The sequence below is a fragment of the Croceitalea sp. MTPC5 genome, from assembly GCF_036985505.1.
Classification (GTDB): domain Bacteria; phylum Bacteroidota; class Bacteroidia; order Flavobacteriales; family Flavobacteriaceae; genus Croceitalea.
This window is the reverse complement of the sequence record NZ_BTGQ01000002.1, coordinates 895,775-921,962: the sequence shown is the minus strand read 5'-3', so window position 1 is coordinate 921,962 and position 26,188 is coordinate 895,775. Positions and strand designations below refer to the sequence as shown.

Annotated in this window: 21 protein-coding genes; 18 read left to right on the top strand and 3 right to left on the bottom strand. The window is 40.4% G+C overall.

From position 1 onward, the window contains the following. Window positions 1–189 precede the first annotated feature (189 nt). Window positions 190–1,575: an SH3 domain-containing C40 family peptidase gene (locus AACM45_RS09310; RefSeq protein ID WP_339142255.1), complete on the bottom strand. Its 1,386-nt coding sequence runs from the start codon at window positions 1,573–1,575 to the stop codon at window positions 190–192. 295 nt (window positions 1,576–1,870) lie between these two features. Here AACM45_RS09310 and AACM45_RS09305 point away from each other — a divergent pair, with 295 nt between their 5' ends. From AACM45_RS09305 to AACM45_RS09285, 5 genes are read left to right on the top strand one after another with little or no spacing between them, the layout of a single operon-like run. Further along, on the top strand, window positions 1,871–3,274 hold the full coding sequence (locus tag AACM45_RS09305) for a YfcC family protein (RefSeq protein ID WP_339142254.1): 1,404 nt from the start codon (window positions 1,871–1,873) through the stop codon (window positions 3,272–3,274). 5 nt (window positions 3,275–3,279) lie between these two features. Continuing rightward, window positions 3,280–4,446 (top strand): acetylornithine deacetylase, encoded by a 1,167-nt coding sequence (gene argE / locus AACM45_RS09300; RefSeq protein WP_339142253.1) that lies wholly within the window; start codon window positions 3,280–3,282, stop codon window positions 4,444–4,446. 56 nt (window positions 4,447–4,502) lie between these two features. Then, entirely contained in the window at window positions 4,503–5,783 is a 1,281-nt protein-coding gene (locus tag AACM45_RS09295; RefSeq protein ID WP_339142251.1) for a dipeptidase, read from the top strand. A gap of 13 nt (window positions 5,784–5,796) precedes the next feature. Further along, window positions 5,797–6,312, top strand: coding sequence for a DUF6702 family protein (locus tag AACM45_RS09290; RefSeq protein WP_339142250.1), 516 nt, complete (start codon window positions 5,797–5,799; stop codon window positions 6,310–6,312). Window position 6,313: 1 nt separating this feature from the next. Further along, window positions 6,314–6,895, top strand: a complete 582-nt coding sequence (locus AACM45_RS09285; protein ID WP_339142249.1) for a HupE/UreJ family protein — start codon at window positions 6,314–6,316, stop codon at window positions 6,893–6,895. 352 nt (window positions 6,896–7,247) lie between these two features. Here AACM45_RS09285 and AACM45_RS09280 read toward each other — a convergent pair whose 3' ends face one another. Then, window positions 7,248–8,591 (bottom strand): alkaline phosphatase D family protein, encoded by a 1,344-nt coding sequence (locus tag AACM45_RS09280; RefSeq protein WP_339142248.1) that lies wholly within the window; start codon window positions 8,589–8,591, stop codon window positions 7,248–7,250. Window positions 8,592–8,889: 298 nt separating this feature from the next. Between AACM45_RS09280 and AACM45_RS09275 the strand changes: the two genes are divergently transcribed. From AACM45_RS09275 to AACM45_RS09230, 10 genes are all read left to right on the top strand, one after another. Continuing rightward, window positions 8,890–10,359: a hypothetical protein gene (locus tag AACM45_RS09275; protein WP_339142247.1), complete on the top strand. Its 1,470-nt coding sequence runs from the start codon at window positions 8,890–8,892 to the stop codon at window positions 10,357–10,359. 299 nt (window positions 10,360–10,658) lie between these two features. Beyond that, a complete protein-coding gene (locus AACM45_RS09270; RefSeq protein ID WP_339142245.1) occupies window positions 10,659–11,240 on the top strand; it encodes a TetR/AcrR family transcriptional regulator in 582 nt (193 codons plus the stop codon). Window positions 11,241–11,284: 44 nt separating this feature from the next. Next, the gene (locus AACM45_RS09265) at window positions 11,285–12,178 is read left to right on the top strand and encodes a hypothetical protein (RefSeq protein ID WP_339142244.1); all 894 of its coding nucleotides are present in this window, start codon (window positions 11,285–11,287) and stop codon (window positions 12,176–12,178) included. Between the two features lie 3 nt (window positions 12,179–12,181). Further along, window positions 12,182–13,093: a haloalkane dehalogenase gene (locus AACM45_RS09260; RefSeq protein ID WP_339142243.1), complete on the top strand. Its 912-nt coding sequence runs from the start codon at window positions 12,182–12,184 to the stop codon at window positions 13,091–13,093. Further along, complete coding sequence (locus tag AACM45_RS09255; RefSeq protein WP_339142242.1) at window positions 13,090–14,091, top strand: zinc-dependent alcohol dehydrogenase family protein; 1,002 nt, start codon at window positions 13,090–13,092, stop codon at window positions 14,089–14,091. Before AACM45_RS09260 ends, AACM45_RS09255 begins: the two co-directional genes overlap by 4 nt. A 186-nt stretch (window positions 14,092–14,277) precedes the next feature. After that, window positions 14,278–16,635, top strand: a complete 2,358-nt coding sequence (locus tag AACM45_RS09250) for an efflux RND transporter permease subunit (RefSeq protein WP_339142240.1) — start codon at window positions 14,278–14,280, stop codon at window positions 16,633–16,635. A gap of 29 nt (window positions 16,636–16,664) precedes the next feature. Beyond that, window positions 16,665–17,438 carry an outer membrane lipoprotein-sorting protein gene (locus AACM45_RS09245; RefSeq protein WP_339142239.1) on the top strand — a complete coding sequence of 258 codons (774 nt, stop codon included), beginning with the start codon at window positions 16,665–16,667 and terminating at the stop codon, window positions 17,436–17,438. A gap of 205 nt (window positions 17,439–17,643) precedes the next feature. Continuing rightward, entirely contained in the window at window positions 17,644–18,846 is a 1,203-nt protein-coding gene (locus tag AACM45_RS09240; protein ID WP_339142238.1) for a hypothetical protein, read from the top strand. After that, window positions 18,806–19,228 carry a hypothetical protein gene (locus AACM45_RS09235; RefSeq protein WP_339142236.1) on the top strand — a complete coding sequence of 141 codons (423 nt, stop codon included), beginning with the start codon at window positions 18,806–18,808 and terminating at the stop codon, window positions 19,226–19,228. The genes AACM45_RS09240 and AACM45_RS09235 overlap by 41 nt, the downstream gene beginning before the upstream one ends. Further along, entirely contained in the window at window positions 19,219–20,316 is a 1,098-nt protein-coding gene (locus AACM45_RS09230; protein WP_339142235.1) for a DUF2652 domain-containing protein, read from the top strand. The genes AACM45_RS09235 and AACM45_RS09230 overlap by 10 nt, the downstream gene beginning before the upstream one ends. A 227-nt stretch (window positions 20,317–20,543) precedes the next feature. On the opposite strand, the gene AACM45_RS09225 is transcribed toward AACM45_RS09230, so the two are convergent. Further along, on the bottom strand, window positions 20,544–22,769 hold the full coding sequence (locus AACM45_RS09225; RefSeq protein WP_339142233.1) for a tetratricopeptide repeat protein: 2,226 nt from the start codon (window positions 22,767–22,769) through the stop codon (window positions 20,544–20,546). An 844-nt stretch (window positions 22,770–23,613) separates the two neighbouring features. Between AACM45_RS09225 and AACM45_RS09220 the strand changes: the two genes are divergently transcribed. Genes AACM45_RS09220 through AACM45_RS09210 form a run of 3 tightly spaced genes read left to right on the top strand, consistent with a single transcriptional unit; the run spans window position 23,614 to window position 26,181 of the window. Then, window positions 23,614–24,147, top strand: a complete 534-nt coding sequence (locus AACM45_RS09220) for an SRPBCC family protein (protein ID WP_339142231.1) — start codon at window positions 23,614–23,616, stop codon at window positions 24,145–24,147. Between the two features lie 20 nt (window positions 24,148–24,167). Further along, window positions 24,168–25,304: an SRPBCC family protein gene (locus AACM45_RS09215; RefSeq protein ID WP_339142230.1), complete on the top strand. Its 1,137-nt coding sequence runs from the start codon at window positions 24,168–24,170 to the stop codon at window positions 25,302–25,304. Next, window positions 25,258–26,181 (top strand): helix-turn-helix domain-containing protein, encoded by a 924-nt coding sequence (locus tag AACM45_RS09210; protein ID WP_339142228.1) that lies wholly within the window; start codon window positions 25,258–25,260, stop codon window positions 26,179–26,181. Before AACM45_RS09215 ends, AACM45_RS09210 begins: the two co-directional genes overlap by 47 nt. Window positions 26,182–26,188: the final 7 nt, after the last annotated feature.

Sequence of the window (26,188 nt, the reverse complement as noted above, 5' to 3'; positions counted from 1 at the left end):
GTACTGTAGCAATAGGGTAACAAAAAACAATAGACCCATCTATTTGGTCTTGTATATAAGTCAGGGTGGGTAGCACTGCCTTTTGGTTTTCAGTTAACTTCGTTTTAGAATCCGTACATCGATTTTTGCGAAAAACTGGAAAATCACTATCGAAAATAGGCCTAGCAGCTACTCTTTTTTTCTGGTCGTTCAATCTTTAAGTATAGTGGTCATGGCATATATTTCATCTAAAGGAGAGGTAATATCACGATTTCCTTCACCAACAGTGACCGTGGTTATGACCGCTTCTCCAATAATGTGCCTTCCATACAAGGTGCCATTTTCATCCTTATGGATACCCTCTATCGGGTAAGTGTCCAATAAATCGGCTAATTGTGTATCAGCGTAAGATGTTTTCAATCCCCAAATGGCATGAAGTATCAAAGGTTCTCCCCTTGGGGAATTACCTACGTACAACATATTATGGCCTTTCTTTCTCAGGATGGTCAAAAAGGGTATTCCTTTTTCTTTGATTAGTTTTATCTTCTCTTCAGTACCGTCAAGAAAATCGTATCTGCGACCAATTGCCATTTGATCCCCTGAATCACGGGGCAGCCATAGTTTATAGGTGCCTAACAAATCACGGATCATAGACGAGCAATCCCTATTTTCTAAGTGGCCGCCCCAGCCATAGGGTCTTCCGATTAAATTGGAGACCAAATGCTTAAGGGTATTGCCACTGAATTTAAAATTACCAAGTGCAATTTCGCTTTTCTCGACTTCGGCCGTTAATAGATGGGCATTTTGGTTTTCATCTGCGCTGACGTAGTTTACCAAAACTTTATTTGGCTTAGTTATCATTTCTTCATAAGGCAGTACCATCCCCATCTTAGCATTTAAGGCATAATTTGAAACCGGGCTTTGCAAATTGACCTTATCCGATAAGGGCATACCATAATTTTCAGTAGACCATTTCGTAATAAAATCTTCATTGGCAATAGCAACATCACGTAGGGCTACCCAGCCTTTGTAATACGGACTTATCACATAACACCACTGTTTGTCATCAGTAGTGTGGACCAGTAAGAGCGGTGTATTGGCCCAAAGGCCGGTCTCTTGAAAATAATCGAAAGGGTAGCCCTCTCCAGCTTTTGAATAGGTATCGAAGCCCGGACGATGGGTTGGTACCCTTCGCAAATTGGTATGAGCGATTACGATTCCCTTTTTTAAAAAATTCGGAAAGCTGGTGAAGTCTACATTATCGACAATTTCTTGACGCTGCCATTTTTTATGGGGCTTCTTATTCTCACCATACCAACCGTCGTCAATCAAATATTCTTTTAAGTAAGACGGGTCCTTACCAGGTAAAGTTTCAAGGGAGTCCAATAATACTTGGGCACTTTGATTCCATGGCAAGAAGAAATTCATCATAAATTCTTTTTGTCTTGACTTCGGGATTTCAATAGTATCCATGGGATAATCAAGATCGTTTAGGGTGAAGGTCTTGATTTGAAATGGCAATTCTTTTTCCCCCTCATTTTTGCAGCCAATAATAGAGGAAATAAAAAAGAATACTAACATCGAAGCGATACGCATGGGTCTTAATTTAAAGCTAGATGATCTTCAAGGTTGAATTACAGACGATTTGAAATTACTCCTATTCTTCGAAAATACAAGTGCCAACTTCAAAATAGGGTCATGAGACGACAAGTCGGCGCTGCAATTAAATTGTATTAGATCGGCGTTTTCATATCATTTTCAGAAAGTACTTCTATATGGATTTCATGAAATGCCCATAGATTTAATCAGTACTCAACATTTTGACTTAAATTGACCAAAAATAGCAAGTCGTTTAAAAAATACAAAGTCGGTTGCTTTCCTCAACAGCGCAATGGGTAAATCACCATCAACGAATATAGTATTCCCCACCCGTGTTCCGCATGCCATAAGTATGCTGTTCGGTATTATCGTTCTGGTCACGGTATTGACCTACATTATTCCGGCCGGAACTTATGAGCGTGTTTCGGTGGATGGACGAAACACCGTCGTTCCGAATTCGTACCGAACGATCGATTCGACCCCAATAGGCTTATTGGACATGTTCAAAGCCATTCCGCTTGGTTTTGAGGCGGCTATTGAAATCATATTCATTGTTTTGGCAGGCGGTATCATGTTTGGCTTTCTAGAAAAATCAAAGGCCGTGGAGAATGGCGTAGGGACCCTTGTAAAGAAACTGGGTTTGCAAAACAAACAGCTCATTATCGTAATCATGACCTTCGTTTATGGTATTTTGGGTGTAGCCGTCGGTTATGAAAACAACATTGCCATGGTACCGATCGCAGCCGTACTGAGCTTGGCATTGGGTGGGGATCTGATCTTGGCCGCGGGGATCTCAGTGGGGGCCATGACCATCGGGTTCGGCCTTTCTCCAATAAACGCCTACACCGTTGGCACCGGACATAAATTGGCGGAACTTCAAATGTTTTCCGGGGCCATTTTACGTAGCGTCCTTTGTTTTGTGGCATTAAGTGTAATGGCCTATTATAACGTACGTTATTTCAAAAAGATTTCTACCGATCCAACTAAAGGTTTAGGAAAAGGACTTAACACTGATGATTTGGCCCTTTCAAAACCAATTGAAGACTACAGTCTAAGTAAGAATAATTGGATGGTCATCGCTATATTTATAGGTGGCTTGTTGGCTATTTTATACGGTGTGTTTAAGTTGCATTGGTACATCAACGAGCTCTCGGCGGTATTTTTGATGATTGCCCTGCTTTGCGGTATCATTTCCCGAATGGGTGCCAACACTATGAGTGAGACCGTTTTGAAATCGGTGGCCCTAGCAGCACCCGGGGCCTTTATGGTAGGTTTTGCAACATCCATTAAAGTGCTTATGGAATTGGGGAACATAGGCGACACCATATCCTATCAGCTTTCAACCCTTTTAGAGGGGTTGCCCTTATATGTTTCGGCAATTTGTATGACCATTTCACAATCGGTAATCAACTTTTTCATTCCTTCAGGAAGCGGACAGGCTTTGGCCACATTACCCGTTATGCTTCCCTTGGGGGAATCTTTGGGCCTGACAAGACAGATCACGATTTTGGCCTTTCAAATAGGTGATGGGTTATCGAACCTTGTCAATCCGACCTTAGGGGGGCTTATCGCTATGCTCAGTATGTGTAGGGTGCCTATTGACCGATGGATTCGTTTTATTTTTCCTGTATTGATAAGTGTGCTCTGTCTTGCCTTTTTGGCATTGATAGTAGCCGTCGCAATAAATTATAGTTAACACCTATGACCGTAGAAAAAATCTTGGCAAAACTCGTCTCATTTCCTGTTCTTGGGGGTGAAAGCAACATGAGCATTCTTAATTGGATAAAAGATTACATAGCGACGTATGGCGTCACCGTGAATTTGGTTCCGAACCAAGAAGGCACCAAAGCCTCGCTACATTGCCGAATAGGGCCTGCGGTCGATGGGGGTATTATCCTTTCCGGACATATGGATGTCGTACCTGTAGTAGGTCAAGAATGGAGTACGGATCCTTTTGTACTTACCGACAAGGGCGACGGTAAATTGTACGGCAGGGGTTCTTGTGATATGAAGGGTTTTTTGGCCTGTTGTTTAGCGGCACTACCTGAAATGGTAAAGGCCGATTTAAAAAAACCGATTTACTTCGCCTTTTCTTATGATGAAGAAGTCGGTTGCTTGGCTGCACCAGAATTGGCCCGGGCAATTAAGACACAGTATGGCGAAACACCAAAATATGCGCTTATAGGGGAACCCTCGCTCATGGAACCGATAGTAGGCCAGAAGGGCATCTACATTCTCGAAACCTATGTCAATGGTTCTGCCGGACACAGTAGTCGTATAAAACAAGAAGTAAGTGCTATTCATGAGGCTATGCGATTAATTCTCTGGTTAGAAAACAAAATGGATCGATTGATTGCCGATGGGCGTTTGGATGACCGTTTTCATCCCCCTCACTCTTCTATCCATATTGGGTTGGTCAACGGCGGGATCGCACCGAATGTCATAGCGGATAAAGCACATTTTTATTGGGATTTACGAACTATTCCCATGGATGATATACAGGCTATCGTTGCTGAATTTGAAGCGTATTGTAGACAGCGTGAGAACGAGTTGCAGGGAATTTTCCCCGATTTTTCAATAAAAACCGTAGAAAACCATCCTCCCGTGCCGCATTTAGATACCAAAGCTGATGATGCCATTGTGGCTTTGATCAAAAGAATCTCGGGCAGTTCAAAACTGGATACGGTTTCTTATGCGGCTGAGGCGGGGCAATTTGCCAATGAAGGTTTCCATTCAGCCATTTGCGGACCCGGTTCCATTGCACAGGCCCACAGGGCCGATGAATTTATTGCAAAAGAGCAATTGGCAAAAGGGATGGAAATGATGGATAAGCTGATCAAAGAACTATCGTCAGGTAATTTTGCTTAGTTTCAAAGTCGCTAATGTTGTATCTTTAAGTCAAATTCAACCGTCAAACCAAAATCATGTCTTCATTACGTCACAATTGCCTTCTTGTAGTAATATTGGTATTCTTTGCCAGTAGTTGCAAAGAAAAGCCTGCTGCTACCGATTCAAAAACCGAAACTGAGGAAGAATTGGTGCAACGCGCCTTAGAGATCCATAAACGTGTGCTTACGCTGGATACGCATGCAGATACCCCATTGCGCATGATCGAACCCGGGTTCGATATGGCCGAACGACATGACCCCAACGAAACGGGTTCAAAAGTAGATTACCCGCGAATGAAAGAAGGCGATTTGGATGCTATCTTTTTTGCTGCTTTCGTGGCCCAGGATATTCGGGATGATGACGGTAATACTAGGGCAAAAGCGCTTTGTCTTCAAATGATCGATTCCGTTGTTGCATCTACCGATAGAAATTCAGATATCGTAGGGTTGGCGCTGAATCCAGACGATGCCTATGCTTTGGAAAAAGAAGGGAAACGTGCTATTTATATTGGTATTGAAAATGGCTATCCCATTGGTGATGATCTTTCTAATGTTGAACTCTATTTTAATAAGGGTGTGCGCTATATCACCTTGGTACACTCATCGAACAACGATTTGGCCGATTCAGCTACGGATTCAAATGGAACGGAGCATGGCGGTTTGAGTACGTTTGGTGAAAAGGTTGTGGGTGAAATGAACCGCCTAGGGATCATGGTGGATGTTTCGCACGGAAACGATAGCCTGTTTTATGACACCATAAGCCTCTCAAAAGCGCCGATTATCGCCAGCCACTCCAATGCAAGAGTGGTGACCGATCACCAACGCAACATGACCGACGACATGTTAAAGCTTATGGCTGAAAACGGCGGTGTCGTTCAATTGACCATGCTCGCTGATTACCTTCGCACGGCCCCACCGAATGCCGCTCGTGATTCTGCAATGACCGAACTTCGCGCCAATATGAAACCTATTAGTGAAATGACCGATGAAGAACGTGCCGAAATTCGAAAGTCTTTTCAAGAACTCAATGAAAAGTATCCGAACCCACCTGCAACGGTTACCCATGTGGTCAATCATATCGACCATATTGTAAAGATAGCAGGTATCGACCATGTCGGCATTGGATGTGACTTTGACGGAGGTGGTGGAATCGAAGGTGTTTTTGATGCCAGTGAGGTCATGAACATTACGATAGAACTGGTGCGACGTGGTTATACCGAAGAGGCGATCGAAAAGATCTGGGGTGGTAATTTGATTCGGGTTTTCAAAGAGGTTCAGGCAATCGCAGAACAGCTACAATCTGAAGGGGCATCTTAAGCATCTAAACAATATGATGGTACTGCGATCGATCGTTTGTATTTCTGTTTTGATGCTGTCAACATCTTTTGTTGCCCACCCCTTACGACTATCGCTATGTGAAATTGAATATACACAGAAAAAGCAATCGCTCTCCATTAACCTAAAGCTCTTTCTGACTGATGTGAACGAAGCACTGGTTTTTGACCCCTACAGCGAAGAATTGGCCTTTTGCCAACCCAATGAGTCAAGCAAGGCAAACCAAATGCTCATGGACTATGTCAACCGATTTTTCTATGTAAAAGCGAACGGAAAGACCTTAGACTTGAAAATAAAGCGAAAGCGACTTAGTGGAGAAGGTGATAATACGGCATTGTGGGTGTATTTTGAATTCAGACAGCCTAACCCCTTGACCTCGTTAGAAATTAAGAATGCGGTTTTTACCGATTTATTCTTTGACCAGAACAACATTGTATACGTGCACGTCAATGGAGAGTCGAAAAGTATGATGCTCAATAAGAAAACAGCGGTACACCAACTCAAATTCTAATATGCACCCATTTGAATTTTATCTGAAATTAGGTTTTGAGCATATTGCGGACGTTGCTGCCTATGATCATATTCTCTTTTTGGTAGCACTATGCGCTGTGTACCGAATTGAGGAGTGGAAAAAAATCCTTATTCTGGTCACCGCGTTCACCATCGGCCATAGTATTACCCTAGTTCTGGTTTCATTAGAACTATTTTCAATTCCGTCGAACATCATTAAGTTTCTTATTCCATTAACGATTTTTGCTACTGCAGTGCATAATGTGTTAGGTGCTGATCAGGCAGTAAAATCCATAAAGATGAAACGGAATTATGCCATGGCCCTCTTTTTCGGAATGATCCATGGTATGGACTTTTCGAACTATTTTAAAGCACTTATTATGGATCCCTCAGATATTGTGGTGCCGTTATTGGGCTTTAATGTAGGCATTGAATTGGGCCAGTTATTGATTGTCTTCTTTATTGTTGGAATCGCCTTTCTATTTCTGCATCTCATGAAGGTAAAACACCGAGAATGGAACCTCTTTATTTCGGGTGCGGCCGCGGGAATGTCACTTATCTCAATGCTTGAAAATGCATTTTGATGGAGTTTTCAAAATTAGCACAAGAAAAGTTATCGATAAATACCCTACTTCAATCGGCACTGTGTGTAAATAGGTGCCCTAATGTCGCATGTTTTTCCATACTACTTGAAAAGAAATATAGTGTTAAAAAGGTTACACAGCTTTTTTTCAATCGGTAGATAAAACTTATTTCTCAGCCCGTTCAGAACACCTCTGCGTTTTATCTAGGGAATCAAGGACAAAGAAAGTTTCACCGCAATTCTTGAATATGGTTTAAGTTTAATATAGATAGCTTTCAAGAAGAGTTCTCTGGACTGTTAAAGACTAATTTTAAGGAATAACAACACCCTAAAGCGGGCGATACCTTAGGTATTTACTTATCATATGTCTTGTACCTCAAATCTTGGGCTTTGATGTCTTTATGCCAAAGCTCTTTTCCGTCTTTATCCAATATTTTAATATTAAGCACACGATTGGTACGAGGGCCGCTTACATTTAAAATACCGAAGTTATGTTGGCCTACCACGGTTTCTTCCAACCTATAGGTATTTAGTTTTTCTTTATTGTTATTGGTACCCGCGGTCAAAGAGGAACAGGTCAAATCATAAATGGGATAAACCCGATCATTTTCTTGCATACGGCTTAAAACCGTATGATGCCTATCACCATCTAAAAAGATGACCCCTTCAATTCTGGCTTCCCTAATTTTGTCCAGTAAATACTGTCTTTCGTTCGAAAAAGTGGCATAGTTTTCATAGTCAGCTTCTGTACTGATTACTTGCCCCCCAATGGCAATAAACTTAAATGGGGCAGTACTTGAAGCCAATGCATTGATAAGCCAATCAATTTGTGCCCTTCCTAAAATTTCACGTTCTGTAGTGAAATTGTTGTTTGATGTTCTGAAGTAACGGTTATCCAGTAAGAAGAATTGTAAATCTGCCCATTGAAAGGTACCCGTGATACCGCCCTTATCGATGACGTCGTAGTTGGGATTGCCCCAAAAAAGCTTAAAAATTTCAGAGGTCGCTTTTTTTTGCCAAAAACTGCTATCAGCATCGTTCGGGCCAAAATCATGATCGTCCCAAATGGCGTAATGATGTGTGGAGGCGAGTAGTGCTTGCAGTTCGGGCAATGAACGGGTATGGGTGTAGCGGTGCAAAATACCCGTTCTTGAGTTCCAGTCGGGTTCCCTTAAATAGGTGTTATCTCCAAGCCAGAGCATAAAATCCGGATTTTTTTTGTAAATCGATTCAAATATTTCAAACTCACTTCCGTAGGGCTTGCCCGGCCTGTCGAAACGTGCTTCATTCACATAATTGCAACTTCCAATGGCAAAATTGACTTCCGGTGGATCCGTTCTCCATTGCCAGAGTGTTTGAGATTGGAATTCCATCGGGTAATCCCTTTGGATTTTTTCACCATTGACAAATAATTCGTAGATATATTCCTTTCCGGGCATGATTTGATTTGCTACTAACTTTGCTACGAAACCAAACTTGGATTGCGTGGTATATTTTTCGGTTTTGAAACGTTTGTTGGGGTTCTTCTTATCAAAATATTCAAAATGGACTTCGGCAGAAGTAGTCGTTTGAACCCAAAGAAGGGCTTCTCGCATGGTAGAATAGCCGACCATGGGCCCAGATTGGACCAAATCTTGTGAAAAAATGAAATGACTATTAACTAGTAATAGGATTATAACAAACAGCGTATTTTTCATAGTGAATCGACTTTGGCGGATATGGACGTTTATAGCTGAACAAAAATAGGAAGGTAAGCTTGGTTAATGTTTTGAAAACCTAAAGAAAGTGTTATTTTTTTCATGGTATCCTACCAGTAAGAGGTTATGACTCCAAATCATGGAATATATATTGAAACCGGTTTTCAATGAATGGATTACCTACCATCTTTCGCCGACCGAATAAACCTATTGTTACTAATACGTAAATGTGGAAGACGGATGCTCAAAATCCGTAGTCCAATATAATTTAGTTAATTTAAAAGCCATAAAACTACCAATGCCGAAAAGAGAACTATATAATTGTCACACCCATATTTTCACCATTGATCATGTGCCAAATGAATTCGGTAAGACATTTGTTCCTGACTTTTTGGCCGGCATACTGACCATAAAATTGGTGAAATGGTACTATACCAACCTTACCTCTCGTGGTAGCGCAAAGTATAGAAGGTTCAGGCATGCCATAAAGAAGGTAAAATACGCGATACTTGATTTTTTTAGATGGACCATTGTACTGAACATTGTCTATCACCTTATAAAGTTCGTGCTTAGGTGGTTATTCAACATCTTCATAAACTTTTTTAAAGTCGAGTATCTATTTAGTAAAGAATTACGGGCCGTTACCAATCGCTTTATGACCATGGGCAGGTATGCCATGCGTTACAAAACACAGGGCAAAATATATGACTTAATTGAGAAAACATATGAAACCGGTACCAAGATCGTGGTATTGCCGATGGATATGGACTATATGGATGCCGGTGATCCGGAAATTCCCTATTTAGAACAATTGGAGGAAATCAAGAAGGTAAAACGGAATAATCCCCATATGATTCCATTCATATTTGCCGACCCAAGAAGGATTAAAGCCACCAAAGCCCAAAAAGGAAGGAAAAGTTATTCCAATCTGCTAAAATCATCTTTGCATAAGGGTGGGTTTTCCGGAATTAAAATCTATCCTGCACTTGGCTACTATCCTTTTGATAAAGAACTTATTGATACTTGGCTGTTTGCACAGAAGCACGAAATACCGATAATGACCCACTGTATCGAGGGCACTGTTTTTTATCGAGGTAAGAAAAAGAAGGAATGGAATGCCCATCCTATTCTAGAATACAAGAATGCTGAACATGAATTGGTCCCCATACCCCTTCCGCAAACAAAGAATTATGATTGGACGACCAATTTCACACATCCCTTAAACTATGAATGTTTGCTAAATCCGACATTATTATCAAAGTATTTAGGATATGAATGTGATCTGAGTAAATTAAAAATATGTCTAGCCCATTTTGGGGGGAGTGATGAATGGCATAAATATGAAGCGGATGGATGGAACAACTATAATAAAAACATCACCCACGATACCTTATCTGGCTATCATAGGGTCAAAAATACCTTGAACCATGCCAGCAAAAGAACTATTTGGTGGGATGCCAGCTGGTTGTCGGTAATTTATGACCTGATGATTAAATATGACAATGTGTACTCAGATGTCAGTTTTATTTTATTCAATGAAACGTTGTTTCCCCTATTGAAGTTTATTTTGAACGATGATAAGGTAAATGATAAAATTTTGTTCGGCACAGATTACTATGTCGTTACCCAAAAGAAAACGGAAAAATCGCTCTTTACCGATTTAAGGGGCTATATAGGGGAAGAATTATTCTATAAAATTGCCCATGACAACCCGAAGGCTTTTTTGAAAACCTCTTTTGAAGAACCGTATGCATTGTATTACAAATAGGTTTTACTTGGATTTTAACCCTTTTGTGTATTACCGTTAGGTTGCACCGCCCTGTCGGCGAATAGGTATCGCCAAGACCCTAAAGCGTCCTTGCTTTTGAGGACTTCCTTTCGTTAGAAATGGTATCTATTGAATTTATGCATCCTTATCCCCATTAAAGACAAATCTTAAGTTGCACCAGCGTTGTTTTAAATAATAATGGGCATAACGATTGTCCATTTTGGCTACTTGTAAAATTTCATCGCAATAAAATTAAACCAATTAGTCTAATTCAGTATTTTTTGTATATTCGCATTGTCATGGGTTATAAATACAACAGGGAAGATATTCTTAATGTTGGATATGACGTTTTTAGAAGAAACGGCTACCACAATGTTGGGATCAATCAAATTTTAAAGGAATCAGGCATTCCTAAAGGCTCTTTTTATAATTTTTTTGAATCAAAACAAGATTTTGCACAACAAGTTATTCGCCAATATGGCGAAACCAATACCTGTTGGATGAGGGACTTCTTTGAAGATTGTACCCTTTCTCCTATTGAATGTTTAAAATCGTTTTACGCCATGATGATGAACCTCAATGAAGAAGATGAATATTCGGGAGGGTGCTTGGTCAATAACATGAGTGTTGAGGTTGGGCGCCAAAACGATATCATCGGTTCAGAGGCCAATACACATTTTGTCGGATGGCTTAACGTATTGGCCACTGTTATAGAAAAAGGTCAAGAAGCAAATGAAATCACCATTGAATTCTCTGCATTAGAACTTGCAGAGTATTTACATGCTGGATTTTATGGTGTTCTCTCAAGAACGAAGGTCACTAGAAATAGGGTTTATATGGATATCTGGTTCGAGATTACCTTCAAATTCATTTCAACTTAAAAAAATTTAAAATTAAATTAAACAGAACAGTCTAATTATTTATTATGAAACAAATTCTCTTTTTACTAGTTACCACCCTATTGATTGGAAGCACTGCTATTTCTTGTAAATCAGTTGATTTGCGAACAGATGCTTTAAAGACAAACAGCATCACCAAAGCAGAACAAAAAGGAAAAGACCTCTTGATCGAAGCCAAAACGGCGATGGGCTATGATAAACTTTCAGCGACCAAAGTGTATGAGGCCGATGCGGAATTCGATTGGAAGGGAATCTGGCTATTGATGCCCATGAATGCTTTTCCCGGTAATAACAATAAAGAGCTAAAGCTTCGCTTGGCAACCAATAGTTTTGATGGCCAGGTAGAGTATAAAGAAGGAAGAAAAGAAGGCGTCATTCAAGGGGTTCAATCTTGGGAGGGATATAAACAAGAAGTAGGTAGTGATTATCTCAAAAGACACGAACACGACCGCTATATCTGGGGGTTGGCTACCTATCATTATCTAATGGAGGCCCCCATGCATTTGCCCGATGCGGAAATTATACGATATGCCGGTCAGAAAGAAATAGAAGGGCAAACTTATGAAACCGTCTATGTCACTTGGGGTTCAGAGGAGCCCAATAAACAGTTTGATCGATTTTTGGTGTACATCAATCCTACCACTAAACATATTGACCTTTTAGAAGTCACTATTAATGATTTTTTCCTGCCGATGCCAAAGGGAATGCAACATGCTACTGCAAGGTACGAACGTAAAAAAACCAGTATAGGGGCTTACTTACCGAGCAATGTACAGATACAACTCAAAGGCCCTAAAAAACTAGAAAATAAAGTGTACAGTTTTGCCTTAAGCAATTACAAGTTTGATTCCTTCGATAAAGAACTGCTCTATCCGCTTGACGATGTAGCACGAATAGGGTTTAACAAATTAGGGGAATAGACCATGGCAAAGAAAACAGGGATATCGGCAGACTTTCCATTTAAATCCAACCATTTGGAAGTCTTAGAGTCTTCAATCCACTATGTAGATGAAGGTGATAAAAGTGCAGAACACACTTTCTTGCTATTACACGGAAATCCCACGTCCTCATATTTATGGCGAAATATCATCCCCCATCTTTCGCCATTAGGACGTGTCATTGCTCCTGACCTCATAGGCATGGGTAAGTCTGGAAAACCTGACATAGATTACACGTTTATCGACCATATTGTTTATATGGATGCTTTTATTGAGAAAAAGCAACTCAAGAACATCATTTTTGTCATTCAAGATTGGGGTTCGGGCATTGGTTTTCATTATGCGAATCGCTTTCGCGAAAAGGTATCGGGCATCGTTTTCTTAGAAGCTATCGTTAGGTCTATTACTTGGAGTGATGCCAATTTGATCGAGCGTTTTATCTTCAAAAGATTCCGTCATCCTAAGAAGGGGTATAAGATGATAGTAAAAAACCACTTCTTTGTCAATCGTTTTTTACCGATGATGACCGGTCGAAAATTGACCAAAGAAGAAATGGAGCACTATCGCGCTCCCTATTTAAAAGAAGAACACCGCAAACCCTTATTTGTATGGCCTTCGCAAATTGCCATAAGCGGGGTACCTGAGTCTAGTACGGCTATTATTAATGCCTACAATGCTTATCTACCAGATTCAGAAGTGCCAAAACTAATGTTTCATGTGAAGCCCGGTATGATCATCAAGCCAAAAGAGGCAAAACAGATCAAGGCTACTTGGAAAAACCTAACGGCTATAGACCTGGGAAAAGGGAAGCATTATATACAAGAAACACATCCTCATGAGATAGGTCAAGGCATAACAAATTGGTACATCAAAACCTTTCATCAAAACAACAAATGAAAAGAGTGGAATTCAAAGAGATAGGTAGGGCCGAGGTGCTTTATCTGGCGGAACGTGAGATTCCTATACCTGGAGAAAATGAGTTGGTGGTAAAAATAAAATTTGCAGGATTGAATCGCGCCGAAGAACTTTTCTTTCAGGGACAGTACCTGTTTCAGCCCAACTCCCCCTCACTATTGGGGCTGGAAGCTTCGGGTGTGGTAGAAAAAGTTGGTTCAGGTGTTGAGGGCTTTAAGGCAGGTGATGAAGTTTGCCTTACCCCCAACATTGCCCCGACCGAATATGGTTTTTTAGGGGAATACGTACTTGCCCCCATTAAGGCGGTAATCAAGAAACCTAAAAACCTTTCGTTTAAAGAAGCCGCAGCGGTATGGATGACCTATGGAACGGCTTATGCCAATCTAGTACTTCGAGGTGGTCTCGAAAAAGGGATGAATCAAACCGTAGTAATCTCAGCAGCCAGTTCGGGTGTGGGTACCGCTGGTATTCAAATGGCAAAACGCTATGGCGCGAAAGTGATAGCAACCACTAGAACAAGTGAGAAAAAGGGGTTTCTTAAAGGGCTTGGGGCAGATTTGGTAATCGCGACCGAAGAAGAAAACTTTGTTGAAACTGTACAGGGGTATACTCAAGGAAAAGGCTTTCACATCACTATGGATGCTATCGCCGATTCTGATTTTATGGGGCAACTTATCGAAACAGCAGGTTTCGAAGCGAAGATAGTCGTGTACGGGGCTTTGGCACTTAATCCAACCCCCTCGTTCCCCCTTTTTCCTTTGCTCATTAAAGGGGTTTCGATACAAGGATTACACTATGTTTTTCAGACCCTGGAAATCGAAGGACGATTTGAACAAATGCGAAAAGACCTTATTCAAGGTTTTGAATCCAAAGAATATCGTCCTGTGTTAGACAAGACATTCCATTTGGAACAGGTGCAAGATGCTTACACTTACATGGCTTCCAACCTGCAGAAGGGAAAAATTATAATTGAAATTTAAACTATGGAATATTCGAGGTCATGTTGTCACACCGTACCGAATTCTGAATCTAAAACGTACGATAGAAATGGTCTTTAATACCCAATAATCCAACTATTTGAGCCTTTTCACCAATAGAAACCATCGCCTAATTTTCATTTTTGGGTGTCTTTGAAAAAGGAAATTATTAACCTAACCTAATATCAAATGAAAGAGACAAATATTCATAACAAACCGACTTTTGCCACACGATGGGCAAAGTTCGTGATAAGATTCAGATGGCCCGTTCTGGTCTTATCGATTATTCTTGCCATGGGCCTTGCATCACAGGGAAAAATGCAATTTGACGGTGATTACCACGTCTTTTTCAGTGAGACCAATCCAGAACTAGAGGCATTTGATGCCCTTCAAGATAAATATACCAAAGACGATAATATCGTTCTAGTTCTCGCTCCAAAAAACGGTAATGTATTTACTAGGGAAAATTTAGTAGCCATTGAAGCACTGACCGCCGAAGCCTGGAACACCCCTTATTCCTCACGTGTAGATGCCATCACTAATTTTCAGCATACCAGTGCAGTAGGTGATGATTTGTACGTTGATGATCTGTCTTATGAATCAGCTTCAAAAACAGATGCCGAAATCGCCGATATTCGAAGAAAAGCTTTAAAAGAGCCATTACTTGTACACCGCATTATCAATGAAGAAGGTAGTGTTACCGCAATCAATATTACCGTAAGGTTACCGGGTGAAGATAGCGCATTGGAAATTCCTGAGGTGACCTCGGCTACCCGAAAAATGGTAGCGGACTTTCAAGAAAACCATCCGAACTTCGATGTTTATACTACAGGCTTAGTGCCTTTGAACACCGCCTTTTTTGAATATTCCGAAAAAGGATTTGCCCTTGTGGGCTTAATGGTACTCGTGGTCTTATTGCTGACCTTTTTGCTTACACGAAACATTTTTGCGATGCTGGCAACAATGCTCGTTTTCATGTTCTCGGCAATGTCCGCTCTTGGATTTATCGGTTTAATGGGTATTAAATTGACACCACCTTCCTCCGTATTCCCCACAATGATCCTGACCTTGGCAGTGGCGGACAGTATACATATTCTCATTACTTATCTGCAAAAAGCGAGGCACGAAGGCTATGATAAAAAAGGAGCTTTGGTTGAGAGTATCCGACTCAATTTTATGCCTGTCTTTATTACCAGTTTGACCACGGTTATCGGCTTCTTGACCATGAATTTTGGTGACGTACCCCCCTTCTGGGATCTAGGGAATATCGTTGCCTTTGGCATGACGATGGCATTTTTGTTCTCTACTACTTTTCTACCGGCACTTATGGCCATCTTACCACTTTGGAAAAGAAAAAAGGCTCGGAATAGTACGAAAGCTTTAAGGATATCTTGGTACACCCGTTTCGGACATTGGGTGGTAGGGCAACCCGTGAGGCTATCCGTAATATCTTTGGCTTTGATAGGTGTTCTTACCTATCTGGCTACGTTCAATGTATTCAACGATGAGTTTGTGGAGTACTTCGATACAACGGTGAAGTTCAGGCAAGATAGCGACTTTATCAACGAAAACCTTACTGGGTTCTATAATGTGGAATTCTCGGTGGGCAGTGGCGAAAGCGGAGGTATAAACAATCCGGAATACCTCAATAAACTTAATGAATTCGAAGATTGGCTCAACGAACAACCCGAAGTAGTGCATACCAATGCCTTTAGTGAAGTGGCACGTAGGGTGAATAGGTCCATGCACGGTGATAATGAAAGCTATTACCGTATTCCGGATAGTAGGGATAAGGCCGCGCAGTATCTTTTGCTCTATGAGCTATCATTACCGTTTGGCCTTGATTTGAACAACCAGATCAATGTCGATAAATCTGAAACACGGGTTACGGCCACTTTAGAGAACTCCTCTAGTGTTGAAATGATCGCTTTCACCGAAAGGGCCGAGAAATGGCTTGAAGAAAATACCCCAGAGCCCATGCATTCCATAGGGGTGAGTCCGACCCTCATGTTCTCGAAGTTAGGGTTTCGTCAAGCCGATAGTATGTTCAATGGCAATATAGTGGCCTTACTGCTCATCTCAATAATCTTGATGATCGCGTTACGTAATTTCAAATTAGGGCTACTAAGTATTATTCCGAATGTTGCCCCTGTGGTAGTAGGTTTCGGACTTTGGTGGCTTTACAAAGGAGAGATCAATACCGGTATGGTCATTGTTTTTGGTATGACCTTAGGGATTATCGTAGATGATACCGTACACTTTATGAGCAAATTTTTACGAGCGCGAAGGGAGTTGGGGTATGATGCCAAAGAGGCCGTGGTCTACGCTTTCGAGACTGTTGGTAAAGCATTGGTTACCACCACCATCGTGTTGGTGGCCGGCTTCGGAATCCTTTCCACATCACCCTTTGCATTGAATAGCTATATGGCGAGGATCACCTTGATCATCATCATAGCGGCCTTGGTCATAGATTTTATCCTTCTTCCCTCTTTACTCATTTTGGTAAGTAAAAAAGAATCTGACACCCCATTAAGGGCAAAAAACTGAATACGAAAAACAATAAAATAAATAGAACAATGAAGACAAAGATTATAATAGGTATACTGGCCCTTACGGCTTCCCTGGCTTTTGGCCAAACTGCAGAAGAAAGAGGTCTGCAAATTGCCAAAGCGGCCGAAGAAGCTGATTTAGGATTTGGAAGTAGTACGGTAGAACTAAAAATGACCTTAAAAAATAAGAACGGTCAGACCAGTGAGCGTTTTCTTGAAACAAATACTTTGGAGTTGACCGAAGATGGTGATAAATCGCTTATTGTGTTCAATAGTCCTAAAGATGTAAAAGGTACGGCGACCTTGACCTTTACGCATAAAGAAGGGAGTGATGACCAGTGGCTATACCTACCTTCAATTGCACGGGTGAAACGTATTTCATCGAACAACAAGTCAGGTCCGTTCGTGGGCAGTGAATTCGCCTATGAAGACCTTTCTTCGCAAGAAGTTGAAAAGTACACCTATAAATTCATAGCTGAAGAGGGTAGTAACCTCATAGTTGAACAAGATCCGGTAGACCCTAAATCAGGGTATACCAGGCGATTGGTGACCTACAATAAAGACAAGGGATACCGCATTGAAAAAATCGAATTTTACGATCGCAAAAATGCCTTACTCAAAACATTGACCTATAGTGGCTATCAATTGTATAAAGGCAAGTTTTGGAGGGCAGATACCTTCAATATGGTAAATCATCAAAGCAATAAGGAAACCATTTTAGAATTCAGCAATTACGATTTCGACGTTTCCCTTACCGACGATGATTTTTCCCAGGTGGCCCTCAAAAGGGCTGGAAATTAGAATTGGACGGATTAATGATTGGTTGTTGGAAACTGGCGATAGTTGTAGCATAAATGATGATTTGAGAATCGCCAGTTTTTTTGACCAAAGATTAAGATTGTATCTGCCACCCCATGAAACTTGGTGGGGTAATCCAAAAAATCAAAGACAACTTCACCCGCCGTTCATAGGGTATTTGGTATGATGCTTTGATAGAACGATGACAATGAGAAATACGATTTTTGTTTTATTCATGCTAGTTGCCCATACTTTCGTAGGGGCACAATCGAAAGTACCCCAAAAGGTCATACACGATGTCGAAGTCGAATTGGAAGGTGAATACCGCTATTTCTACAACAAGGGGCAGTTTCAAGGTCAGCAAGACCATTATCCATCAATTGCCATAAGACCCGAGTATTCCGCCGAATGGAATAAAGGTTACGAAAGCATAAACTTTAAAGGATTTGCCCGTGTAGATAAGGATGAGGCCAGAACACGTTGGGATATTCGGGAATTATACTATCAAAAAGCCAAAAATAATTGGGAATTAAGCATAGGGCTCCGAAAAGTCTATTGGGGCGTTGCTGAAAGTAACCATCTTGTCGATATCATCAACCAAACCGATGCCGTAGAAAGTTTTGATGGTGAGGATAAGCTCGGGCAACCTATGGTACAATTCAGTTGGATAACCGATGATTGGGGAACCTTTGACTTTTTTTATTTGCCCTATCATCGCAAACGTACCTTTGCAGGTGATGAAGGGCGATTGCGCTTTGGAACCGTTATTGACAATGATGATTTGAACTATGAAAGTGGTGCGGAACAGTGGCGACAAGATGTCGCCATACGTTGGAAATATTTCTTGGGTGCTTTTGACATTGGCCTGTCACATTTTTATGGTAATGGCAGGGAACCGCTTTTCGTGTTTACACCGACTGGGGGGATCAATGCATTTTATCCGGTAATCAATCAGACCGGATTGGATGTACAAATAACCCACAATGCTTTTTTGTGGAAATTGGAATCCATTTATCGTAATGCGGATGCACAAGACTTTTTGGCATTGGTGGCTGGTCTTGAATTCACTTTCAGCAATATCGATGGCAACGGACTTGATATTGGCCTTTTGGGGGAATACCTCTACGATGAACGCGATGAACTTGCTTTGACGGCACTTCAAAATGATGTGTTTTTCGGAAGTAGAATAGCCTTTAACGATATTCAAGACACTTCGATACTTCTTGGTGGCATAAAAGACCTGGAACAGTCGAGTACCATTTTCAGTGTTGAGGCCTCAAGGCGTTTTGGTAGTAGCTGGACGGCCGAAATTGAAGCTAGGGTTTTCAGTGATATTGAAAACTCTGAACTGATACTATCCAATTTTCAGGATGATAGTTTTCTACGATTACGAATTTCAAGGTTCTTTTGAGATGGGTACGATTACCCTTTTCAATAGTATTGAAAGACCTGTGAACATTGTTCAAGATGCCATTAGGGAAGGTTTTTTGGTCTATAAAGATCAAGGTGCTATTTCGGTTTTTTCCCATTCGATGCATGGGTATTTCCACTATGCGGAACTGAATACGATGGCTTGGCCAAAAGAGTTGTCCCATATCTCCCTCAGTATTCAACTAAATAGCACTGCTAACATGGGAAATCGTACATTTATACGAAGTACCATAAAATATAAGACGACTACAAAGTTCTTTTTATGGGGATTAGCACGGAAGGTTGTTCTAAAAAAACAAATACGCGTAGCGGCATCCAGACGTTTTCATGAATTCAAATACCGGTTAGAAAAATGGCTTTAGCAAAATCATTGCTTTTTATTCCAGATATTTCAGGATTCACCCATTTCGTACAAACCACTGAAAAAGAACATAGTGAACATGTTATCGCAGAGTTGTTGGAAGTACTTATAAGTGCCAATACGCAGTCTCTACGTCTTGCCGAAGTTGAAGGGGATGCCTTGTTTTTTTATAAAGAGGGAAAAATTCCCTCACAAGAAAAACTCTTGGCCCAAGTAGAGACCATGTACACTGCCTTTTACAGTCATTTAAAAATGATGGAGACCAATCGGATCTGTCCGTGTAATGCCTGTGCCTCGGCCCCCAATCTAGAGCTCAAGATCGTATTGCACTGTGGGGAACTTCAGTTCATGACCGTGCAAGGCAATCGAAAACCCTTTGGCGAAACCGTAATACAGGCCCATCGACTATTGAAGAATACCATAAAAAGCGATAATTATATCCTGATAAGTAAATCGCTTTCAGATGAGATAGGTTTGAAATCATCCTATCAAAGTAAATTATTCCATTTTTACGAAGATGAAGAGCGATACGATGGTAAAAAAGTTTCTTTTCTTTATGCCGAAATAGAAGTTGCCAAGTTAAGTCTTCTCGGCTTTGAAACCCCAGAAGTCGTTATCACGAATAGACCTCCCGATTTTTTTACGGAACGGGAAATGAAGGTTGATGGATACGAACTTTTTGAAGTGATTACCAATTATCGATATCGACATTTATGGGTAGAAGGGGTAGAGGAATTCGTTTTCGATGAAAATGAAGTTACCCGTGGTGGCACGGCACACGTATGTGTTATCAATGGAAAGCACTTCAATTTTACAACCGTCGTAAAAGATGTGCCAATACATCAACTCGTCTATGGTGAACTTACCACAGATCCCCCACCGGTCGAAAAGCTGTATCAGTTTTATATTATTGAAGCTATCAATGAAGGGCTTGCCAAACTTCGGGTGGAACAGTTTTATATTACCAGCGGTATTTGGCAAAAATTATTGATGGCGACCATAGGCAAACGTCAGTTTACGAAAGGGCTCATTGCCTCACTGGATAAGCTAGAATGGTTCATAGCAAATAGGCATACACTTAAAGCATAGTTTAATTTTTCATTAAACTTTAGTAGTTCTTTAATCCTATTCATTGACCCGATAATTGTATCTTTTTCTCCTCTCACCTTTACCTATCGAGTAGTGCGTCATACCTTACTAGTATGGTATCTTTCTATTATAGTCTGGTAGTAAAAACGAATAGTTCTTTATTGTTGTATCATGTAGTTTATTGAAGGCCCGGATTTCAAATATCCCTACGGATGTAAAATAACAATTTAAGCCGTCGTTAAATCTTTCAGGTAAATTTCAAAGCCTGCACCATTGTTATTGGAATAGTTCAATCTTCCCTGTAATTGGTCGACCAGGCCACTGACCATCTGTAGTCCAAAAGATTCAGACAATTGTATATTGAAATTCTCGGGAAGCCCATTGCCATTATCGATTACTTCCAATTTGTACATGTCACTTTGTGGGCTATTGCTAAAATTGATGGTCACGACACGTGCTTCTTGCTCACCCTCAAAAGCGTACTTATAAGCATTTGTAATGAGCTCGTTCACAATAAGACCCAAAGGAACCGCTAAATCCATCTTAATTTCACTGTTCTCAATGTTTGTCTCAAAAGAGATATCATCTGAATAAGAGTGTTTGATATGAGCGATCAAATCCTTAAAATAGTCCACCGAATTCACCTTAATAAAATTATTGGTACTGTAGAGTTTTTGATGGATAAGTGCCATTGATTTTATACGATTCTTACTTTCCAAGATAACTTGGGTGGTTTCTGTATCTTTTTCCGATTTATTTGTTCCTGAACTCAATAGGCTTAGTATAATCTGTAGATTGTTCTTGACCCTATGGTGTATCTCTTTGATCAATAATTTATTTTCATTGTTCTTTTCCTCAATATCCATCTTCTGTTCGCTTATAATTGCAAGCGCATTTTTTTTTGTGCGATACTTGTTGTAAGTAATTCCTAAGAATAACAATGCCAATATTCCTGCACTACCAAGTACCATCCTGATATTTTTTTCCTTTTCGACCTTCAATTTCTGAATCTCATTGTTTGCGGAAAGTACTTTTATTTCCTTGTCTTTTTTCTCGGTCTCAAAAGCCATTTCCAAGTTCGCTATTGTTTGTTTGACCTTCAGAGTATTGGAGGAGTCTTTGATTGCAATATATTTTTTGTAATGGTACAAGCTTTTATAATAGTTGCCCTCCACAGAATCGATGAAGGCCATTGATTGATGATATACGGACATGCTTTCTATGACCGGCGAGATATATTTTGCTTTTGAAAAAACATCCCTACCCTTCTCAAAGGCTTTCTTAGCCTCCGGTATATTGTTCGCTTCTAAATACCCCTGCCCCAAACTGGTATAGGAATCGATGACCAAGACATTATCTTTTTGTTCTTCGGCAACCGTTACCGCTTCTTTAAGGTAGTACAACGCTTCTGAATAATTATTTTCTCTTAAATAACTGTATCCTAACGCATTAAGACATGTGTTTGCATTTGGAAGATTCTTTTCTTTTCGCGCTATTTCCAGTGCTGAGAGAAAGGCCTCCCGTGCCTCTAGGTGCCTATTCAACTTTTGCAGCATCATTCCTTTATGATATATGGTATTTTCAATAGGTGTATCAATGCCTGTTTTCATAGAAATTTCATATGCCATGTCATAGGATTCTAAAGCTTTTTCGTACATCTCCATTTTGTTGTATACTCCTCCTAGGGTTTTATAGGCGAGAATTGAATATATATTTTCTATATTTTGTTTCTCTATAATTTCCAGTACTGGATATAGAAACTTGAGGGTATTTTCATAATCTGCTGTGTTGCACAACATAATGGCATTGTTGACATACAGCGTTACTTTTTCCTCTGGTTTTCGTTTGAATTCTATGGCCTTGTTATAAAAATCAATGGCCTTTTTCTTCTTTTCCAACATCAGATATGCGTCCCCTATCCATCGTGTGGCTATACTCTTGTATCTATCACTTATTTCGTTATCCCGCATATAGTCTAAAAGTGGTAGTCCGATAGCAATGGCGTTCTCAGGCTCTACCATTTTAATGGCATTTATGACCAGGTTAACGGTAATGGTTGCTATAGCATATTTATCCTTACTCTTTTTTGCATAAGCAAGCCCTTTTTCATAGCTTTTTTGCGCCAGTTCGTATTTACCAAGATATATTTCAATATTACCGATGCGTTTATGGTATTTTGCCTTGCCTAAGTCAGAGCTTTTCCGCTCGCTTAGAGCGTTTAACTTTTCTGCGTAGACTTTTGAGCTATCCAACTTTTCTGGATAATAATTCTTGCTCAGTAAGTCATAGGTGATTATACGTGTGGAATCGGGTATTTTATGTAATAGAATCCGTTTAAGACTGTCTATCTTTTTTGTCTCTGTTTGACCAAGTAGATCAATGGAACCGAAGATTAAAACAATAGCTACTAAAGAGACTTTTGTTACCCATTCACTCTGAATTTTATATATCATTTTTAAGCAGCTTCTTTAGTATTAATGGTGAGCGGTTATTTTGCGCTTTCCAAAATTCCATCTTTTGAGAAGTCAAGGTGTAAGTTGCTTCGCTATCCTTGACCTAAAAGAGGCAACATTGTTTAACTTAGGACCTTTGTTTTCATTCATTTTTAATGAAGATAACAAGAAATTCCATAAGTAATAAAGTCACTTTGGTATTACCCGTTCATCACTTTCGTCTCTAAGTTCGATACGTTTGGTCCAAGGCATAAATTGTTCTTTGTATTATTGTGAGCGACCGGTCTTATTTATCCTTTCTTCAATACCCAGGTCTTTAGTCGTTGCATATCGTGAACACTTTACGTACCATACAAAATTGTTGTTGGTGCTATGCGAAAAGTATCAAATACAAGATACAAATTCTGACCTTGCACAAGGTTCACTTTTTTATCATACACTTTTTGAGTTCTGATTTTTTACCTCATTTGATAAAATAGTCTATTTCTAAAATGGAGCCAACTGTCTTGGCTTTCTTTACCAAGAGAAAAGTTTGTTCCAATCTGACATTTAGAATTATAGCAACTTTTATAGCTGCCTATTCTTTTGCCTTACTTATATGATCAAGAATCTTCCATCGAAGAACAGGTCGCACCTAAAATAAATGGATTGATGCTTCGCCCATTTGCAGTAGAAGCATCAATCCTATCTTAGAGTTGTTGCGTTCACTTTGTTATGCCAAAATTGTCCTTTTAGTAATCGAGGCGAAATATTATTGATCCTTTTATCCAGTTCAATGATCCAATAATCATATCCTTTCCCTAATACAAGCTCTAATTTTAGGAATCGATTAAACCAAATAGTGATGAGTAAAAAAAAATCGAACATAAGGGCTTCTACAGGAATCAATATTAATGTACCCATAGAAAAAATATGGCAATTACTGGCGGTAGAATTTGCGGACATTGGCAAATGGGCATCAGGGGTTGATGCGTCCGAAGGTTCTGGTGCTCCCATCAATGGTAGCAGCTGTTCAGAAAGAGCGTGTAAAATCAGTGCTACAGGTTTCAGCGATACCAAAGAGCGCATCGTTATTTACGACAAAGGGGGCTATCTTCTAAAATACACCCTTTTCCACGGTTTGCCCGGTTTTGTAAAAGATGCCTACAACACTTGGCAATTATTCCCGAAAAATGATACTACCACCCTCGTAAAAGCTCATACCGAAATGCGGGCAACGGGCATTATGGGTGCGATGATGAAAGGCTTTATGACCAGAAGCACACAAAAAGTACTTGTTGCGATGTGCGAAGAACTAAAGCATTATGCTGAAAATGGAGAGCCGCACCCAAATAAGGTTAAGGCGATTGTGAAATACAATAGAAAAAAGAAGAAGTAAAAATCCAAAAAGAAATAGAAATGAAAGAAATCAAAAAAAATGGGGCATTGCTCCTTGCACTTATCTTATTTTCAGCTTTTGTGCCAAAAATAGGCACAGTACAAGCTGCAGACAAAGACAAAAAACCTAATGTCGTCGCAACGGCAGAAGCGGTCATCAATGCGCCCATAAATGACGTATGGGCCGTACTGGCAGAAGACTGGGCAGGTATTGGCAAATGGTCGTCGGGTGTATCGCACTCGCAAGGTTTTGGAGAGCCCATAGGTGGCTCAGACCATACTATAAGAGCTTGCGAAATTACCGCCGCTGGTTTTGACGACACAAAAGAGCAAATCTTAGAGTATGATGCTGAAAATCATTTGATACGCTATGAGCTTGCCGATGGTCTACCTGGCTTTGTAAAAGACGCTATCAATGTATGGACATTGGAGGAAACCGCTGACGGCACATTGATCAAAGGAAAAACTACGATGCGTGCCACTGGCATTATGGGTGGTATGATGAAAGGTATTATAAAAGGCGCCACGCGAAAGGCACTTGAAAGTATGGCCCGGGAGCTGAAGCATTATGTCGAGACCGGTGAACTGCATCCTGATAAAATTGCGTCAAATGAAAAAGTTGCGAAGAAAGATGCTAGAATGCGCAAGAAAGTGGTGACCGTTGAAGTTGAGCAAGAAATAGCGGCACCGGTTGATAAGGTATGGAGTATCATTGGGGAAGACTTCGCTAAAATCTCTGATAGTAATCCAGATTGTCCCCATTCTGAATGGGCAGAAGGGTTTGATACTGCTGAAGTTGGTGCGAAGCGTATCATGTATATGACGGATAAGCGCGATAACAAATACTTTGTCAATGAGATAGCAAAATACGACCCAGAGAACCACCATATCACCATTGAGGTGGTCAACAAAGAAGGATTTCCCCTGAATGTGGAATATACCTGGGTCAATATGGACGCCGTTGAAATTTCAAAGGATAAGACACTTTTAAAAATTCGTTTTAACTATCTTACTAAACCGCGTTTTCTTAAGGGTTTTGCCAAAGGTAGTATGCGAAAGGCATTTCAGAAATATGCCTATGGTATTGATTATCATGCCAAAACTGGGGAAGTTGTTGACGAAGAAAAGTGGAAGGAGATTAAGCATTTATATAAGTAAGACTGTGATTTTAACACAACGACATTTGGAATTAGGTGGTAAGGCCATTATCAGTCATTTCACCTTTACGCCTCCATTGATTGCTGCAGCTGATTTAGATAATATGGCCTGTTTTATATTTCCCATTCAGACCAAGGGCAATCTCTATCGTGCAGACGGCAAAACTGAGGTGTCGAGTGACCAAGGCGTACTTATGAAGTGTGGTACCTATGTGAACAAATGGGAAGGCATCGATGAAAAAAAAGTAAGCGAGGTCGTCATATTAAGACTGCATCCTGAACTTATGCAAAAAGTGCTGGAATCCACACCAGTACCTACAATACATAACAAAGCGGAGGTTGGACCAACGAATGCGGTTGTCGAGTTGGATGTGTTGCTCTCAAAATACTTGGACGGGCTCTTCTTTTATTTTGATAACCAAGAACTAGCCACCGAAGAACTGATACGACTGAAAATCAAAGAACTTACCTTGTTACTGATTAACAGCCGAAATCCCAACCCGATTATCGAGCTACTCTCTTCGCTTTTTAGAAAAGAGAAATATACCTTGAAGCAAATGGTCGACGCCAATTTTTTAGAAGACCTGTCGCTCGATGAAATGGCATCGATAGCAAATATGAGTGCTTCTACGTTCAAGCGAAAATTTAAAACCGAGTTCGATACCACGTTTTCTAGATACATAATGGCCAAACGGTTAAAGAAAGCAAGTGATTTACTCATCAGAAAATCCAAAGCCACCATAGCTGAAATTGCTTATGATTGCGGATTTAATGACCCTGCTTATTTTACCAAATCCTTTAAAAAGCAGTACGGAAAATCGCCCACGTTATTTCGAGATGAAACGTTGAGCCAAACTATTTTAGGTTGGAAGGCTTAACAACAGT